12 protein-coding genes are annotated in these 15,660 nt (G+C 46.4%); 10 read left to right on the forward strand and 2 right to left on the reverse strand.

Annotation, left to right across the window (positions count from 1 at the left end; all coding sequences use genetic code 11):
• The 4 genes from ABDW33_RS26445 to ABDW33_RS26460 are packed head-to-tail and all read left to right on the forward strand — an operon-like array spanning window position 1 to window position 5,045.
• Window positions 1-1,191, forward strand: coding sequence for a lanthionine synthetase LanC family protein (locus ABDW33_RS26445; protein ID WP_343693117.1), 1,191 nt, complete (start codon window positions 1-3; stop codon window positions 1,189-1,191).
• Between the two features lie 20 nt (window positions 1,192-1,211).
• Window positions 1,212-2,276: a hypothetical protein gene (locus ABDW33_RS26450; protein ID WP_343693118.1), complete on the forward strand. Its 1,065-nt coding sequence runs from the start codon at window positions 1,212-1,214 to the stop codon at window positions 2,274-2,276.
• Entirely contained in the window at window positions 2,269-4,530 is a 2,262-nt protein-coding gene (locus ABDW33_RS26455; RefSeq protein WP_343693119.1) for a peptidase domain-containing ABC transporter, read from the forward strand. The genes ABDW33_RS26450 and ABDW33_RS26455 overlap by 8 nt, the downstream gene beginning before the upstream one ends.
• Window positions 4,531-4,541: 11 nt before the next feature.
• Window positions 4,542-5,045, forward strand: a complete 504-nt coding sequence (locus ABDW33_RS26460) for a hypothetical protein (protein WP_343693120.1) — start codon at window positions 4,542-4,544, stop codon at window positions 5,043-5,045.
• Here the strand turns inward: ABDW33_RS26460 and bla are convergent, their stop codons facing one another.
• Together bla and ABDW33_RS26470 are read right to left on the reverse strand one after the other, a co-directional pair.
• Complete coding sequence (bla, locus tag ABDW33_RS26465) at window positions 5,046-5,933, reverse strand: class A beta-lactamase, subclass A2 (RefSeq protein ID WP_343693121.1); 888 nt, start codon at window positions 5,931-5,933, stop codon at window positions 5,046-5,048. It lies immediately after the preceding gene.
• Window positions 5,934-5,942: 9 nt separating this feature from the next.
• Window positions 5,943-6,323: a DoxX family protein gene (locus ABDW33_RS26470; protein ID WP_343693122.1), complete on the reverse strand. Its 381-nt coding sequence runs from the start codon at window positions 6,321-6,323 to the stop codon at window positions 5,943-5,945.
• Between the two features lie 157 nt (window positions 6,324-6,480).
• Here ABDW33_RS26470 and ABDW33_RS26475 point away from each other — a divergent pair, with 157 nt between their 5' ends.
• The 6 genes from ABDW33_RS26475 to ABDW33_RS26500 form a co-directional block, all read left to right on the forward strand.
• Window positions 6,481-7,182, forward strand: a complete 702-nt coding sequence (locus tag ABDW33_RS26475) for an RsmE family RNA methyltransferase (protein WP_343693123.1) — start codon at window positions 6,481-6,483, stop codon at window positions 7,180-7,182.
• A gap of 164 nt (window positions 7,183-7,346) precedes the next feature.
• Complete coding sequence (locus ABDW33_RS26480; RefSeq protein WP_343693124.1) at window positions 7,347-7,868, forward strand: sigma-70 family RNA polymerase sigma factor; 522 nt, start codon at window positions 7,347-7,349, stop codon at window positions 7,866-7,868.
• A gap of 65 nt (window positions 7,869-7,933) precedes the next feature.
• Entirely contained in the window at window positions 7,934-8,857 is a 924-nt protein-coding gene (locus tag ABDW33_RS26485) for a FecR domain-containing protein (RefSeq protein WP_343693125.1), read from the forward strand.
• A gap of 174 nt (window positions 8,858-9,031) precedes the next feature.
• Window positions 9,032-12,340: a TonB-dependent receptor gene (locus tag ABDW33_RS26490; protein ID WP_343693126.1), complete on the forward strand. Its 3,309-nt coding sequence runs from the start codon at window positions 9,032-9,034 to the stop codon at window positions 12,338-12,340.
• Between the two features lie 10 nt (window positions 12,341-12,350).
• Complete coding sequence (locus ABDW33_RS26495; RefSeq protein WP_343693127.1) at window positions 12,351-13,961, forward strand: RagB/SusD family nutrient uptake outer membrane protein; 1,611 nt, start codon at window positions 12,351-12,353, stop codon at window positions 13,959-13,961.
• 70 nt (window positions 13,962-14,031) lie between these two features.
• On the forward strand, window positions 14,032-15,660 hold a 1,629-nt coding region (locus tag ABDW33_RS26500; protein WP_343693128.1), incomplete at its 3' end, for a beta-L-arabinofuranosidase domain-containing protein.

Here is a 15,660-nt window from a genome sequence, read left to right on the forward strand (position 1 = left end):
ATGGATACAATTACTCAGAAAAATGTTGTGATCAGTGAAGAGATTGAACGTATCAGGCAGGGGTTTACCGGGAAGGATCACCTGTTACAGAATGCTGCATTTGACACTGGGCTAACGGGGCTCACCTTGTTTTACAGTTATTACGCCAGGTATACCAGGGATGATAGTTACCTGAAACCTGCCATGAAATATTTAGAAGAAGGATTGGCTTTCCTGAGCGAAAGTTACAAGCGTGTATATGCGACGGATTCACTGGATAATCACCTGGGGCAGACCGGGCGGATGCTATTATTCCTGAAGGAGACTGCTTTGCTGGATGTGGATACAGACAATGTATTGCCGGACATTGATGCCGCCCTGGCTACGCTGATGAAAAGCAAAATAGAGATGGGGGATTTTGATTACAATAGTGGTGCGCTGGCAGCAGGTCATTATTTCATGTACAGGTATCAGACGAACCCTTTGGTGGCAGAGAGTTTGGGTGTACTGGTGAGGGGGCTGCGGAAGCAGGCTTTTACGGATGATGACGGTGATTATTACTGGAAGTCTCCTTCCATTTATAACAGGGTATATATTGGTATTTCGCATGGTAGTGCTGCTGTCATGAACATTGTAAGCAGCATTATGGAAGCGGGTATTGAGGTAGATGTGTGCAGGGATCTGTTGGAAAAGACGGCCCATTTTGTCAGTAAGCAGATGCGGACGCAGGAGCGGGGTATTTTTCCGCTGATATGGAATGATAAGGTTGAGCCCAAACAGTTTGCCCTATGTTATGGAGATCTGGGTACGGCCTATGGGTTGTACAGGGCGGCAGTGGCGTTGCAGGATGCCACCTTGAAAAAGAAAGCGGAAGCGGCTATGGAAGATTGTCTGCTGCGATCGCGTGAGGACGGGCTGACCCTCGATGCCGGTTTTATATACGGTGCAGCTGGCGTAGCTGCGATGTTTGAAAAAGTGTATGAGAAAACGAATGATACCAGGTACCTGGAAAGGGCAGATTACTGGTATCGGCAGATACCTTTTTACGGCATACACGGGGGTGACTATGCAGGTTACAGGAGCAGGCTGCTCAACGCTTCTGAATACTGGCATGTATGTTTTGGCTGGGGAGTGATTGGAATTGGTACTGCATTGATGCGGTATGATGACAAGTCATTGCCGCCGTTAGGGAAGTTACTTATGATCGCTTAATTTTTAAAAATGTAGTTTGTATGGAAGCTCTTCATCGTTCTCTTGATACATTAATGGCAGTATGTGATGAATTCCCTGTATCCTCGAGGGAGATCACGATGCTGTATAACTATGGAAAACTGATTGCTATTCTGCAGCACAAGGAAATGCTGCCTTATAGCACGGGCGAAGAAGAAATGGAAAGTGTGTATGTGCTGACCCGTAAGTTCGGGACGATTGCGAGGGATATTGTGCTTTCGAAGGGCGAGGTAGGGCTGGCGGGTTTTTATGAGTTGGAAAATACGATAGAAAAGCAGTTGAACGGACATTTGTATCTCTATGCCAAGCAATGGGGACTTTCTGTAAAAGCACTTTATTATCATAAGATAAAACGACATGACAAGGCGATCGATTTCAGTATGGAATGTGTGGCAATGAATGATTATCTCGTTAGCATCGGGATACATTCCTTATTCTTCAGGAGTCTTGAGCAGTACCGGAATATATCCCGTTCCTGGCTACGTAGTGGTAACTGGCAGGAGGGGTGTAAGGTCGCGAAAGACCTTATGAAGTACCTGTTTAATGGTACGCCTGGTTCACTGAAAGGTGGTATTTACCAGGACCCGGCGGTATGGCGTGCTATTCCGTATGCAAGGGAGTATTATACCTATGAGACTTTCCGGGCAATGGTGGCGATTACTATTCGTATGGCGGCAGATTTCCCGGATTGTCCTGATATGTATACGGCAATTTTTGAGGGGCTGGAGATAGCACCTGATACAATAGAAAGAGTGATCATATCCAACTGGCTCGAAGTGAAGAATACTTTCAGAAAGCGGGACTATCCATTGTTCGTGGAAAATTTTATTGAGTTTATGAATGAGCCCACGAGTATGATGTTTGACCTGCTGAAGATCTCCCTCTTCCAGGATATGCAGCTATTGATCCAGCAGGGTGATTATCCGCGGAAGGAGGAGTTGCTGGCGAAACTGAAATATCACCTGGATGAGAAACTACAGTTGCAGGAGAACCTGAGAAAGGATATCAGTGCCACTAACTTTGCCCTGAATGATTTTAACAGCCATAAGCAGCCTCTGAATGCGTAGAAAATTTCCTATATACAGGCAACTGGATAAAATGGATTGCGGACCTACCTGTCTGAAGATGATAGCAGCCTGGTATGGCAAGCATTATTCATTGCAGACATTAAGGGACCAGTCTTATATGACGAGAGAAGGTGTGAACCTCAAGAACATCAGTGACCTGGCTACCAAGATGGGTTTTCGTACGGTAGGTGCGAAATTGTCGTTTGAGCAGCTGGATAGTGAGGCGACGTTGCCGTGTATTTTATATTGGAACCAGAATCACTTTGTAGTATTACCTCCGCAGGATTATAACAGCCGGCGGAATGGGAAGATATTGGTAGCGGATCCTGCCTATGGCTTGGTGAAAGTAGACAAGGCCACCTTTCTGAAGGCATGGATCAGGACGGCAGACAATTGCGGGATCGCCTTATTAATGTCTCCTACGGCATCATTTTATGATAACGAAGGGGAAAAAAAAGAGGTAAAGAGCTTTTCGTTCCTGCTGAATTATGTGCGGCCTTATAAGTACTATTTTCTCCAGTTATTGCTGGGAATGATAGTGGGGAGTGTATTGTCGCTGATTGCTCCTTTTCTGACGCAGGCATTGGTAGATTATGGAATCAATCAGCAGCATCCGGAATTTGTGTCGTTGATATTGATCTCACAGCTGGCATTGTTTGCAGGAAATACGGCCATCGATGTAATACGGGGATGGTTGTTGCTGCATATTGGGAGCAGGATTAATATTTCGATCATATCTGATTTTCTCGGTAAACTTATGAGGTTGCCTGTACGATTTTTTGATACGAAGATGCCGGGTGACATTAGTCAGCGGATAGCAGATCACAACAAGATAGAGGCATTTCTGACGGGGACTTCCTTTAATACGTTGTTTTCATTAGTGAACCTGGTGGTGTTTTCTGTGGTATTGGCGGTGTATAGTATGACGGTGTTCTGGGTTTTCTTCGGGGGGTCGGTATGTGCAATCGTGTGGATATTGTTTTACCAGCAAAAGCGCAGGGAATTGAATTATGCGCGGTTTCAGCAGTTGACGGACAATCAGAATTCGTTGTTTGAGATTGTGTCTGGTATGCAGGAAATTAAAATGAATAACAGTGAGACGACATTTAGGTGGGGATGGGAGCGGATACAGGCGAAGATGTTCAAGATCAATGTGAGTGGGTTGGTGGTGAATCAATACCAGCTGGTGGGATCGAATTTCTTTTCACAGTTGAAGAATATATTGGCTACTTATATAGCGGCGCGGGAGGTGTTGGAAGGGCATATGTCGCTGGGTATGATGCTGAGTGTGTCGTATGTGATAGGGCAGTTGAATTCTCCGGTGGACCAGTTGATCAATTTTATACAGGGGGCGCAGGATGCAAAGATCAGTTTGGAGCGGTTGAGTGAAATTCATACGCGGGAGGAGGAGGAGCGGCCGGATGAGCTACGGCCGGATCATGAGCTGGAGTTGCATAAGCCGGCTCATTTAAATGGACATCACAGGGAGGTCGTGGAAGAGGTGATGCCATCCAGGGAGGGGATTATCCGCTTGCAGGATATATCCTTTCAGTACGGGGGGCCTTCGTCGGCTTATGTGTTGAGTAATATCAACCTTGATCTGACCATGGGGAAGGTGACCGCCATCGTGGGGACAAGTGGTAGTGGAAAGACGACATTGATGAAGTTGTTGTTAAAATTTTATGAGCCGGCGGAAGGGCAGATCTATATAGGGAATACGGATATGAACAATGTATCGGCGCGGTGGTGGAGAGATCAGTGTGGGGTGGTAATGACGAATGGATACATCTTTGCGGATACAATTGCGAAGAATATAGCGGTGCAGGAGGAGATTGATAAAGAGCGGCTGTTCTATGCGGTCCGGATGGCGAATATAGAGCAGTTTATTAACAACCTGCCGTTGGGGTTGAATACGAAGATTGGTACATCGGGCAATGATATCAGTTCCGGGCAGAAGCAGCGGATATTGATTGCGCGGGCGATTTACAAGCAGCCGAAGTTTATATTCCTGGATGAGGCGACCAGTACGCTGGATGCGAACAATGAGCGTATTATTATGGAGAACCTGCAGAAGTTTTTTACGGGCAGGACGGTGTTCATTATCGCCCACCGGTTAAGTACAGTTAAAAATGCGGATCAGATCGTGGTGTTGGAGAAGGGGAAGATAGTGGAGATAGGCAATCACCAGCAATTGACAATGATGCGGGGCCATTATTTTTCGCTTGTTAAGAATCAGTTGGAACTGGGCAATTAAAACCTTGTTGTATGAAATTTAATGAACATAGTGAGGAAGTGCAGGAGATTATCGGGCGGGTACCTTCCTGGGTGATCAGGAGGGGTATTACCGTGATTGCCTTTGGGGTCATGATCGTGTTGGTAGGAGGGGCATATATACGACTGCCTGATACGATTCCATCGAAGGTATGGTTGAGCCGTGTGGTGAGGGGGATGGATACAACGTACCATGTAAAGGCGGTGATCAGCAGGTATAAATCAGGCAAGGTAAAGCCTTCGCAGGAGGTGTTATTGAAATTTGCGGAATATCCTTTTGAGGAATATGGGGCGTTGAAGGCCAGTGTAGCGACTATCCAGGCGGAGGACAGTGTATATACAGCAGATCTGCGACTGGAGAAGGGATTGTACACAACCCGTAGGCAGTGGCTGGATTACAGGGGAGAGATGGAAGGGGTAGGTGAGATTATAGTGGATGACAAGAGTGTGTTGCAGCGGATATTTGAAAATGTGTTTCGAAAATGGAGGACCAGGTAATTACCTGGTCGCCCAATAATCGTATAATGCTTTAGCAATTTGTGCGATATAGCCTTCTCTTTCAGCTTCTGTTCCTTTTGCATCTGACACAAATACAGCCAGTGCAAGGTGTTTCCCATTTGGCAGGGTTATGATACCGCTGTCATTTGTAGCGGCGGTAAATCCCTGATGCGTGCCGGAGGTGCCTGTTTTATGTGCAACGATGGTACCAGGGGGTAATAGCCCTTTGATGCGTTTGGCCCCCGGGAAGGATTCCGCCATATCTTTCCAGAGGAGATCATATGATTGTTTAGACAATGCTTTCCCCTGATAAAAGACTTTATACAATTGGGTCAGTCCTATAGGTGTGGCCCAGTTGTGATATTGGGTGGTATCATCTTTTTGCTGTTCTTTTTCGGTAGTAGCGATGTTGATACCCTTTACCCCCAGGCTTTTGATATAATCATTTGTTTTTTTAGTGCCCCCCAACAGGCGTAGCAATACATCGCAGGCGGTGCCATCGCTTTCCTGGATGTTATACCTGGAAATTTCCCTGAGCGACATCGTTACTCCCCCATGTGGGTGTGCATCACGAATAGGGCTATGTCCTAGCGGCATGATGTCGTTGCTGGTAATGGTAATTTTTTCATCCAGTTTATATTTCCCCAGGTCTACCTGATGCAGTATTGCCATAGAGATAGGGAACTTGTACACACTTTGCATCGGGTAATGGTCATTGCCACGATAGGTGAGTGTGTCACCGGTTTCCAGCAGTAAGGCGGAGACGCCGATACGTGCTTTGGCATGTGTGGCAATAGAATCGATCGTTTTCCGGATTGCGGTTGTTTGTGCGTGTACGCTGGCTGAAATGCATGCTAAAAATAAAACAATGGTCGTCTTTCCTGGCATCGTATTGTATTAGAGCCGTGAAGGTACGCCATATATTTTATGATAAGTGAAATAGCTGATTGCCAGGATCAGCATGACAAAAATAGGGAAGAAGGTCTGACCGTTTGACAAGCCGTCGACAGCAGCATGGGATACAGCGGCGCTAATCAGGTTGAAGGTAAAGCCAGCATAAGCCCATTCCTTGATCCTGCCTTTGAAGAACGGAAGAATTAATACCAGCGCACCCGTTACCTTAAAGATGGTGAGTAATACCCGGAAATAGTCCGGATATCCCAGGTGAACAAAGCCTTCTTTGGCCATGGCAGAATTCCCATAAATGGCAGGCATGACACCTTCGAAGAGGAAGAAGATAATGGTCGTAACCCAGTAGATGATTTTAGTCGCTTTCATATGATATAATTTACAATTGCAAACTTAGTTTTGTTCGTAATATTTTGTGAGGGGCGGGTACGTCAATAATTGGGGGGATTTGCGACTACCACGTTTTTGACACTTCTTATGCTGGCCTGCATTCATTTTCTCGTGGCAATTAGATAGCTTTGCACCCATGTTTTACGCGAAAGAATTGCTGCCGGCAGCGGCTACTTATACAATGGATGAACCTGGCTCCAAGTATTGCATTATGGTATTGCGCCATACAGCGGGAGACGAGGTGATCCTGACAGATGGAAGGGGAGGGCATTATACCGCCATTATAACGGACGACAACCGTAAGAAGTGTGTTGTAACAATATCCCGGTATACCCTAATGCCTCCTGTCGCGGCACCGGTCAGAATAGCAATTGCGTTTACAAAAAACACCTCCCGTATAGAGTGGTTCCTGGAGAAGGCTACAGAAATTGGTATTCAATCTATTATTCCCCTGGTCAGTCATCGTTCAGAAAAGGAGAAGTTCCGGGCAGACAGGTTGGAGAATATCCTCGTTGCTGCTATGCTGCAATCCCAGCAATATTATCTGCCGGAGCTGTCAGCGCCAGCCAGTTTTGATACACTGGTCAAAGCGCCTCCTGCAGATCAGTTATTCATTGCACATTGCCTTCCTGAGCAGAAGCAACATCTCTGGCAGGCGATGGAAAAGGGGCGGGATACATTGCTCCTGATCGGGCCCGAAGGGGATTTTACGCCGGAAGAAATTGCGCTGGCCCTTGGCAAAGGTTTTAAACCGGTTTCTCTTGGTGAAACAAGATTACGGACCGAAACAGCGGGTGTGGTGGGGGTGACAATGATGAATGCAGTGAACGCCGGATAAGTCCAGCTAACGGGTAGAAAACAGCCAATGTGGCGGAGCAAACGATAGGGATGCTGACTATTGGTGAAAACGAAAAATAATTGTAGCTTACACACTTATAATATATACTTTATAAGTACCACGTGAAAAATGCGCATCTTCATCAGGATTCCGATTTATGGAATTTGATAAAAGCGGATTCTATTCCGGCTTTTAATGAAGTATACTCCCGTTACTGGGAGGTGTTGTTTCGTGTGGCTTATAAGCGACTTCCCTCGAAAGAAATTACAGAAGAAATTGTACAGGATACGTTTATTATTCTCTGGGAGAAGCGTCATTCTATTGAAATCACTACGCTGAAAAGTTATCTGTTTGCCATTACGAGATATGCTATTTTCCATTATCATGCCCGGCAGGAGACTATCCGTGCACGTATGCAGGAGATGGCTACTATGACGCAATCGGCTCCTGATATCTCTGCGATTGTGAACGCGCGCCTGCTGTTACAACTGGTGGATACCGTTGCTGCAGAACTGCCTGAGAAAAGCCGCCAGGTGTTTGCTGACAACAAACTAAAAGATCATTCCCTTTCTGCCTCTGCCCAATCTTTCAATATCTCCGTGAAAACCGCCGAAGGACATCTGACCCGTGCACTTAAAACAGTGCGTCTGAAACTGGGTACTTTGTACACGACTTTATTTTTATAATTTTTTTTTGAAAGACCAAGGGTAACTCTTTTAAAATATACTCTACTTATAAAAGGGCAACTTCCATGTCGAAAGAAAATATTCAGGAACTAGCTGAAAAATGGCTGAATGGCACTGCTACACCGGCTGAAATAGCGCGTTTGCAGCAGTGGTACCATGACAGGGAAGTAATGCTTACTCCTGTACCCGATGCTGCCATGGCGGAGCGGATCAGGAAAAATATTCAACCGGGCAGCAAGAGACGGCCATTCAAATGGATAAGTGCTGCTGCGGCTGCTGTGTTGTTATTGATTGCTGCCGGTTATTATTACAATAATCACCGTGAGCCGGTGAGGCAGATGGCGGTCTATGTACCGCGTGAGCATCAGAATCGTTTGGTGCTGCCGGATGGCTCTGCCGTGTGGCTCAATGCAGATAGTAAACTGACGTACAATGAAACCAACAATAGAAGGGAAGTCTTACTGGAAGGGGAAGCCTTTTTCAATATCAAACAGGCAGCAGGCCGCCCTTTCGTCGTCAAAGCGGGTGCCTGCACGGCCACTGTGTTAGGGACTTCTTTCAACGTTAAAGCCTATAAGAATGATCCTACAGTACTCATCACCGTCGCCACCGGCAAGGTACAGGTGCAGGATCAGCACCAGCAATCGAAGGTGCTTACTGCCAACAAACAAATTGCCCTGGAACCCATCACAGGTGTGATCAAAGAAAAGCAGGTAAATGCGGTTGTGTATAAAGCCTGGATAGATGGCAGCTTTGAAGTAAACAATGAAACATTTGAAGAAATCGCGCACCGCTTAAGCAGGAAGTATGATGTAAATATTCACTTTGACAATGCATCACTTGCGCACTGTACTTTCCTGGCGAGTTTTGACCAGGCAGCCGATTTACCGTTCATTTTATCCATGTTGTGTAAGATTAACAATTCCACATATCGTATTAGTGAAGACAAGAGGGAGGTGACGATATCAGGTAGTGGCTGTAGTAATTAAGGATAGTTTTTTTATTGATCAAATATTCCCGTTATGAAATTTATCAGCATGCCCGCCGGTGATTCTTCATAATAAAAGAACATAGCGCTTTCAGCATCCACGGTCTGCAAACTTCAGATGCGTCAGCGCTACGGCACTGTATTCTATTACATCATACAAAATGCATTTAAAGATATGAAATACTGCGGTATTTTAGGTGGGATTCCTATTCCCTTATACGAACGTTTTCAACCGTTATTAAAGATCATGCGCTTCCTGTTCCTGGTCACACTGGTTTTATGTACAACGACGCTGCTGTTAGTAGCCCGTGATAGTCGCGGGCAGGATCTGAGCGCCATCCGACTGCACCTGAATATTCATGATGCCAAACTGGATAAGGTGCTCAAGCAAATTGAGCGCAACAGTGAACTCCTTTTTATTATTGATGGGAGTATTGCACAGATGGCTGCTGTGCCTTCGCTCGATGATAAAGAGCGTTCTGTGAAAGAGATCCTGGATGCTGTACTGGGCCCTAATGACCTGGCTTATGTGCAGAACGGGCATTATGTCATTATTAAGAAGTCAGCTCCCGCTGTGTTTGCAAAGCCAATTTCTGGTGTGGTGACAGATGAAAAAGGAGAGCCGTTACCTGGTGTAAGTATTTCTATCAAGGGGTCTCATGCAGGTACGATCTCTAATGAGAAAGGTATCTTTTCCCTGAATAGTTCTGCCGATAATGATACAATCGTGGTGAGTTATGTAGGGTATAAAACACAGGAGATTCCCGTAAAAGGCAGTAGTCAGCTGACTATCCGCCTGTCACTCAGTGAAAACTCCCTGCAGGACGTAGTGGTGATTGGATATGGTAGTCAGCGGAAAGGAGACCTGACCAGTGCTGTGGCGACGGTGAAGTCTGAAAACTTTGTAAAAGGTAATGTACTCGATGCCGGACAACTGTTACAGGGCAAGGTAGCGGGTCTTACCGTATCAGCGCCCAGTGGTGATCCTACCAGTGGCACACAGATCCTGCTGAGAGGTAATACAACGTTGTTAGGGGCGAACAGTAGTCCGCTTGTACTGATCGATGGTATTCCCGGTGATCTGAAAACAGTGGCACCGGAAGATATTGAATCTATGGATGTACTGAAAGATGGTTCTGCTGCTGCGATCTATGGTACGCGTGGTACGAATGGTGTGATCATCATTACCACCCGCAGACCAAGTGGTGCATATAGCAGTTCAGTAGACTATAGTGGTTATGTGGGTACACAGACCATTGCGCGTAAGCCGGATATGTTGACAGCCGCAGATTATCGCAGGCAGATTGCAGCGGGTACCCGTGATAAGTCGTGGGACCTGGGTGCGAATACAGACTGGCAGAAAGCGATTTCACAAACGCCGGTCACTCATGTGCATAACCTGACCTTCCGTGGTGGTAACAGCAAGACCAATTACCTCGCGAATGTAAACTATCGTGCACTGGAAGGGATCATGAAGAAATCTGACAATAATACTTTTACAGGCAGGGTAGATATCAACCACAGTATGCTGGATGATAAACTGCGTATTAATGTAGGATTATTGAATGCGAATAATCAATTTATCACTACTGGCGACGGTTATAGTTTTAATGGTTATACCTACAGGCAGGCGCTGATCCGGAATCCGACTTCTCCCATTTACGATTCAACGGGTAAGTGGTTTGAGCAAACAGGTTTGTTCAACTATGAGAATCCTTTGTCCAGGCTGTATGAAAGCGATGGGCAGAATACTTCGCAGAATACGCGTATGAACAGTACCATTACTTTGCTACCGGTTGAAGGACTGAAATTGTCTGCCTTGTTTTCTTATACAAGGTATAATGAAGAGCGTGGTTATGCGGAGACCAAGCAGCACATTTCAACACTGCGTGATGGCAGGAACGGATATGCTTCTACCGGATCTTCACAGAATATTCAGCGGCTGATGGAATTGACAGCACAGTATAATAAGAATATCGGCAAGCATAAGTTCAGTGTAATGGGCGGTTATAGTTACCAGGAAACTGATTATCGCAATGCTTATATGCAGAACTGGGATTTCCCGACTGATCGTTTTTCCTACAATAATATAGGTATAGGGTATGCATTGAAACAGGGGCTGGCTGTACAATACAGTGAGCGGTCACAAACAAACCTGATTGGTTTCTTTGGCAGGGCTACCTATAGTTATGATGATAAGTATTTGTTATTGGCCAGCTTACGACATGAGGCCGCGAGCCAGTTGTACGGTACTAAACAACCATGGGGTAATTTCCCGGCGGTGTCACTGGGTTGGAGACTGAGCAACGAGCCATTTATGAAGCGCATCAGCTGGCTGACAGACCTGAAGCTCCGTGCGGGGTATGGGGTAACAGGTACCCAGCCGACAGACCTGTTCCTGGGAGTGGGGATCCTGAGTTATGGTGAGTATGTGTATAACAATGGTGTGTGGATACAGACGCTGGGGCCTTCTCAGAATCCGAATGATAAACTGCGTTGGGAAGAGAAGCATGAATCCAACTTTGGTATTGACTATACCTTGTTCAATGGGCGTGTGAGTGGTAATGTGGATTATTATATCAGGAGGATCAATGGTTTGCTGTATGATTACGCAGTACCAAGTCCGCCGAACTTATATAATAGTACCCGTGCCAATGTGGGCAAGATGGAGAACAAAGGACTCGAGGTGATGGTGAATATCATCCCGGTAAAGACAAACGATTTTGAGTGGACGACCAGTTTGATGTTTTCTACGAACACCAATAAGTTGCTGACGCTTTCCAATGAACTGTATCAATCAAGTGTGGATTACATCACCACAGGGAGTACGGGAGAGCCTATCCAGTCATTTACCAATATTGTAAGGGTGGGTCGTAATATTGGCGATTTCTATGGTTTTAAGGTGGTGGATATTTCCAGCGATGGTAAATGGATCTATGAGGGGCGTGATGGTAAGCCGGTAGCATATAGCCAATACCAGCATGCATTTGAAGACAAGCGGGTATTAGGGAATGGTTTACCCCGGTATTATGGTGGGTGGAACAATACGTTCCGTTACAAGCGCTTTGATTTGAATGTAACGATGCGTGGTGCGTTTAAATACCAGATATTGAATGTACAGCGCATGTATTATGAAAACACCGGGTTACAGCAGTATAACCGCCTGCGGTCGGCATATGACAAGGTGTTTGGCAAGGCGGTACTGGGTACTGATATGCCACTGGAGTTCAACAGTAACTATGTGGAGAATGGTGATTTCTGGAAGATAGATAACATCACTTTAGGCTATAATTTCAATCACATACAGAGCAAGTACATCCATGGTGCGCGGGTATATGCTTCTACACTGAATACGCTGACGCTGACAGGTTACAAGGGGATAGATCCGGAAGTAAACAGGTTGGGACTGGCACCTGGTGTGGATGACAGGGATAAATATCCTGCTGTAAGAACATATACAATTGGTGTGAACCTGAACTTTTAAAACCAAAGCAATGAGAAGATATATATGGGTAGCAGTGCTGTTTGCGATGGCCTGTACCAAACTAAAAGATACCAGTTATAATAAGATTATTGACAGCCAGTTTAAGCCAACAGCGGAAGACCTGGCGGGCCTGGTAGGGGCTGCATATGTGAACTGGCGGCATGTGTTGAATGACTGGAATGGCTTATTCCGCGCAGAGGAGGTATCGGGTGATGAGGTGGTGATACCCGCTAGGCCGAATGGATGGGTGGATGGTGGTATTTACCTGCGTATACATGAGCATACCTGGACGGCGGATGATGATATAGTGGTGCAGACGTGGGGGCGTACATATGCAGGTATTACGAATTGTAACCGGGTGATCTACCAGCTGGAATCAGGTGCCATTCCGGTTACAGATTCGGCATTGAAACGGGCTACGATAGCGGAGTTGCATGTGTTGCGTGCATCCTATTATTATGTGTTGTGTGATTTTTACGGCAATGTACCTTTGGTGACGCAGTTCAATGTACCGGCGGGTTATCTGCCTACACAGAATACACGTAAAGAGGTATATGATTTTATCATCAATGAGGTGAATACTTATTTACCATTGTTGAGTGATAAGAATGACAGGACGACGTATGGGAAATTCAACAAGTGGGCAGCGCATGCGTTGCTGGCAAAAATGTACCTGAATGCGGAGGTGTATAGTGGTACGCCGGCGTGGCAGCAGTGTATCAAGCAGTGCGATACGATTATCAATTCTAATGTAGGATTTGCTCTGGAGGCGGCGCAGAAGAATGTGTTCATTACAGAGAATGAAAACTCACATGAGATCATATTTGCGTTGCCGTTTGATGATACGTATGTAACGAACTGGAATGCGTTTGACATTCATATGGAAACCTTACAGCCGGCGAACCAGGCGACGTATAACCTGAAGTCAACGCCATGGGGTGGTATATGTGCGATACCGCAGTTCATCAGTACTTACGATGCGGAGGATGACCGCCTGAGAGACAACTGGATCAAGGGGCCGCAGTACAGTGCAGCGGGTGAGCCACTGATGTGTACAATGGGGGCTTATACAGGGAAGCCATTGAATTACATCAATGCGGTACCGGGCATAGATGCCTCTGAGGAGATACATGGATACAGGTTAGGGAAGTTTGAGATCAAGCAGAAGGCGCAGGTGCAGTTGAGTAATGACTGGCCTTTGTTCAGGTATGCGGATGTGTTGATGATGAAGGCGGAGAGTTTGTTGCGAATGGGGAATACCAGTGATGCGGCGACGTTGGTGACCATGGTGCGTCAGCGTTCATTCTCTACCAATCCGGCAAAGGCAGTGGTGACGGGTGCAGATTTGCTGAAGGGGAGTGTATATAATTACGGGTTGAGAAATCATAAAGATTCCACGTTTGAAGGGGGGAATGATGTGATGTATGGACGTTTCCTGGATGAATTGGGATGGGAGTTTAGCCAGGAGGGGAGAAGGCGCCAGGATATGATCCGGTTTGGTGTATTTACGAAGAAGAGTTGGTTTTCGCATAGTCCGAATGGGGATTACAGGAGTCTGTACCCGATACCGAGGACGGAGTTAAACAAGAATGCGAATCTGAAACAGAATACAGGGTACTAGTTTATTACAGGAGGTCTTTTATGGAAGAGGGCTACGGCCCTTTTTCTTTTGATCAAAAACAGGCACGATTATGAAGCGATTATTTTTATCATTATCATTATTTTATGCTGGTAGTGTATTTGCCCAGCAGGCAGATTATCCGATTCGGGCTGTGAATTTTACAGCGGTAAAATTGGCAGACAATTTTTGGTTGCCGCGTATACAGATCAACCATACAGTGACGATCCCTGCATCGTTTGCGCGGTGTGAAAATACGGGGCGGGTGAAGAACTTTGAGATGGCGGCGGCGCGTTCGGGGAAGTTTTGTACGAAGTTTACATTTGATGATACGGATATTTATAAGACGATAGAGGGGGCATCGTTTTCGATGGCGGTGACGCCGGATAAGAAAATGGACCGGTATGTAGATTCATTGATAGCGATAGTGGCGAAGGCGCAGGAGCCGGATGGGTATTTGTATACGGCGAGGACGATAGATCCTTTGCATCCACCGGAGTGGGCGGGTCCTGAGCGTTGGGTGAATGAGCATGTGTTGAGTCATGAGTTGTATAATTCCGGGCATTTGTTTGAGGCGGCGAGTGCGCATTACCTGGCGACGGGGAAGCGTAATTTTTTGGATATCGCATTGAAGAATGCGGACTTGCTGGTGAAGACATTTGGACCGGGGAAGAGAGGGGTGGCACCGGGGCATGAGGTGGTAGAGATGGGGTTGGTGAAATTGTATCGTATTACAGGCAGAAAAGATTACCTGGCGTTGGCGAAGTTTTTTATAGATGAAAGGGGAAAGCGGGGATATGATAAGGATAGTAAGAATGAGTGGAAGAATGGGAAATACTGGCAGGATGACCGGCCGGTGACGGCGCAGGACGAGGCGGAAGGGCATGCGGTGCGTGCGATGTATTTATATGCGGCGATGGCAGATATAGCGGCGATAGACAGGGATACTGCGTATCTGGCGGCGATAGACAGGATTTGGGATAATATGACGGGGAAGAAGATCTATGTGCAGGGAGGGATTGGTGCGGTGCCAGATGGGGAGCGATTTGGAGAGGATTATGAGTTGCCGAATGCGACGGCGTATAATGAGACGTGTGCGGCGATAGGGAATGCGTTTTGGAATGAGCGGATGTTTTTGTTGCATGGGGATGCGAAGTATATAGACCTGTTGGAGAAGGTGATGTATAATGGGTTGATAGCTGGATTGGGATTGGATGGGCAGTCGTTTTTTTATACGAATGCGATGCAGGTGACGGATGGGGTAAAGCATGGGAGTTTGGAGGGAGCGAGGTCGGGTTGGTTTGAGTGTTCATGTTGTCCGACGAATTTAGTGAGGTTTTTGCCTTCGGTACCGGGATATATGTATGCGCAGGAGGGGAATAAGGTGTATGTGAATTTGTTTATCAATAGTACGGCTTCATTGAAGGTGAACAATGCGGAGGTGGTGATTACGCAGCAGCATAATTATCCGTGGGAGGGGAATATTTTATTGAAGGTGGATCCGGCGAAGGCGGGTGAGTTTGATTTGCATGTGCGGATACCGGGGTGGGTGAGAGGAGAGGCGATACCGGGTGGGTTGTATTGGTTTAAGGATAGTGTGGGGGCGCAGGTTGGAATAAAGGTGAATGGGGAGATGGTGGCGTATAAGATGGAGAAAGGGTATGCGGTGATCAGCAGGCGGTGGAAGAAGGGGGATGTGGTG

Origin of the sequence: Chitinophaga sp. (assembly GCF_039596155.1) — a bacterium.
In the GTDB taxonomy this organism is placed as follows: Bacteria; Bacteroidota; Bacteroidia; order Chitinophagales; family Chitinophagaceae; genus Chitinophaga.

Bases quoted from the DNA above. Each gene is read 5' to 3' on its own strand.
- ABDW33_RS26445 (WP_343693117.1), top strand. From the start codon at position 1: ATGGATACAATTACTCAGAAAAATGTTGTGATCAGTGAAGAGATTGAA.
- ABDW33_RS26450 (WP_343693118.1), top strand. From the start codon at position 1,212: ATGGAAGCTCTTCATCGTTCTCTTGATACATTAATGGCAGTATGTGAT.
- ABDW33_RS26455 (WP_343693119.1), top strand. From the start codon at position 2,269: ATGCGTAGAAAATTTCCTATATACAGGCAACTGGATAAAATGGATTGC.
- ABDW33_RS26460 (WP_343693120.1), top strand. From the start codon at position 4,542: ATGAAATTTAATGAACATAGTGAGGAAGTGCAGGAGATTATCGGGCGG.
- bla (WP_343693121.1), bottom strand. From the start codon at position 5,933: ATGCCAGGAAAGACGACCATTGTTTTATTTTTAGCATGCATTTCAGCC.
- ABDW33_RS26470 (WP_343693122.1), bottom strand. From the start codon at position 6,323: ATGAAAGCGACTAAAATCATCTACTGGGTTACGACCATTATCTTCTTC.
- ABDW33_RS26475 (WP_343693123.1), top strand. From the start codon at position 6,481: ATGTTTTACGCGAAAGAATTGCTGCCGGCAGCGGCTACTTATACAATG.
- ABDW33_RS26485 (WP_343693125.1), top strand. From the start codon at position 7,934: ATGTCGAAAGAAAATATTCAGGAACTAGCTGAAAAATGGCTGAATGGC.
- ABDW33_RS26490 (WP_343693126.1), top strand. From the start codon at position 9,032: ATGAAATACTGCGGTATTTTAGGTGGGATTCCTATTCCCTTATACGAA.
- ABDW33_RS26495 (WP_343693127.1), top strand. From the start codon at position 12,351: ATGAGAAGATATATATGGGTAGCAGTGCTGTTTGCGATGGCCTGTACC.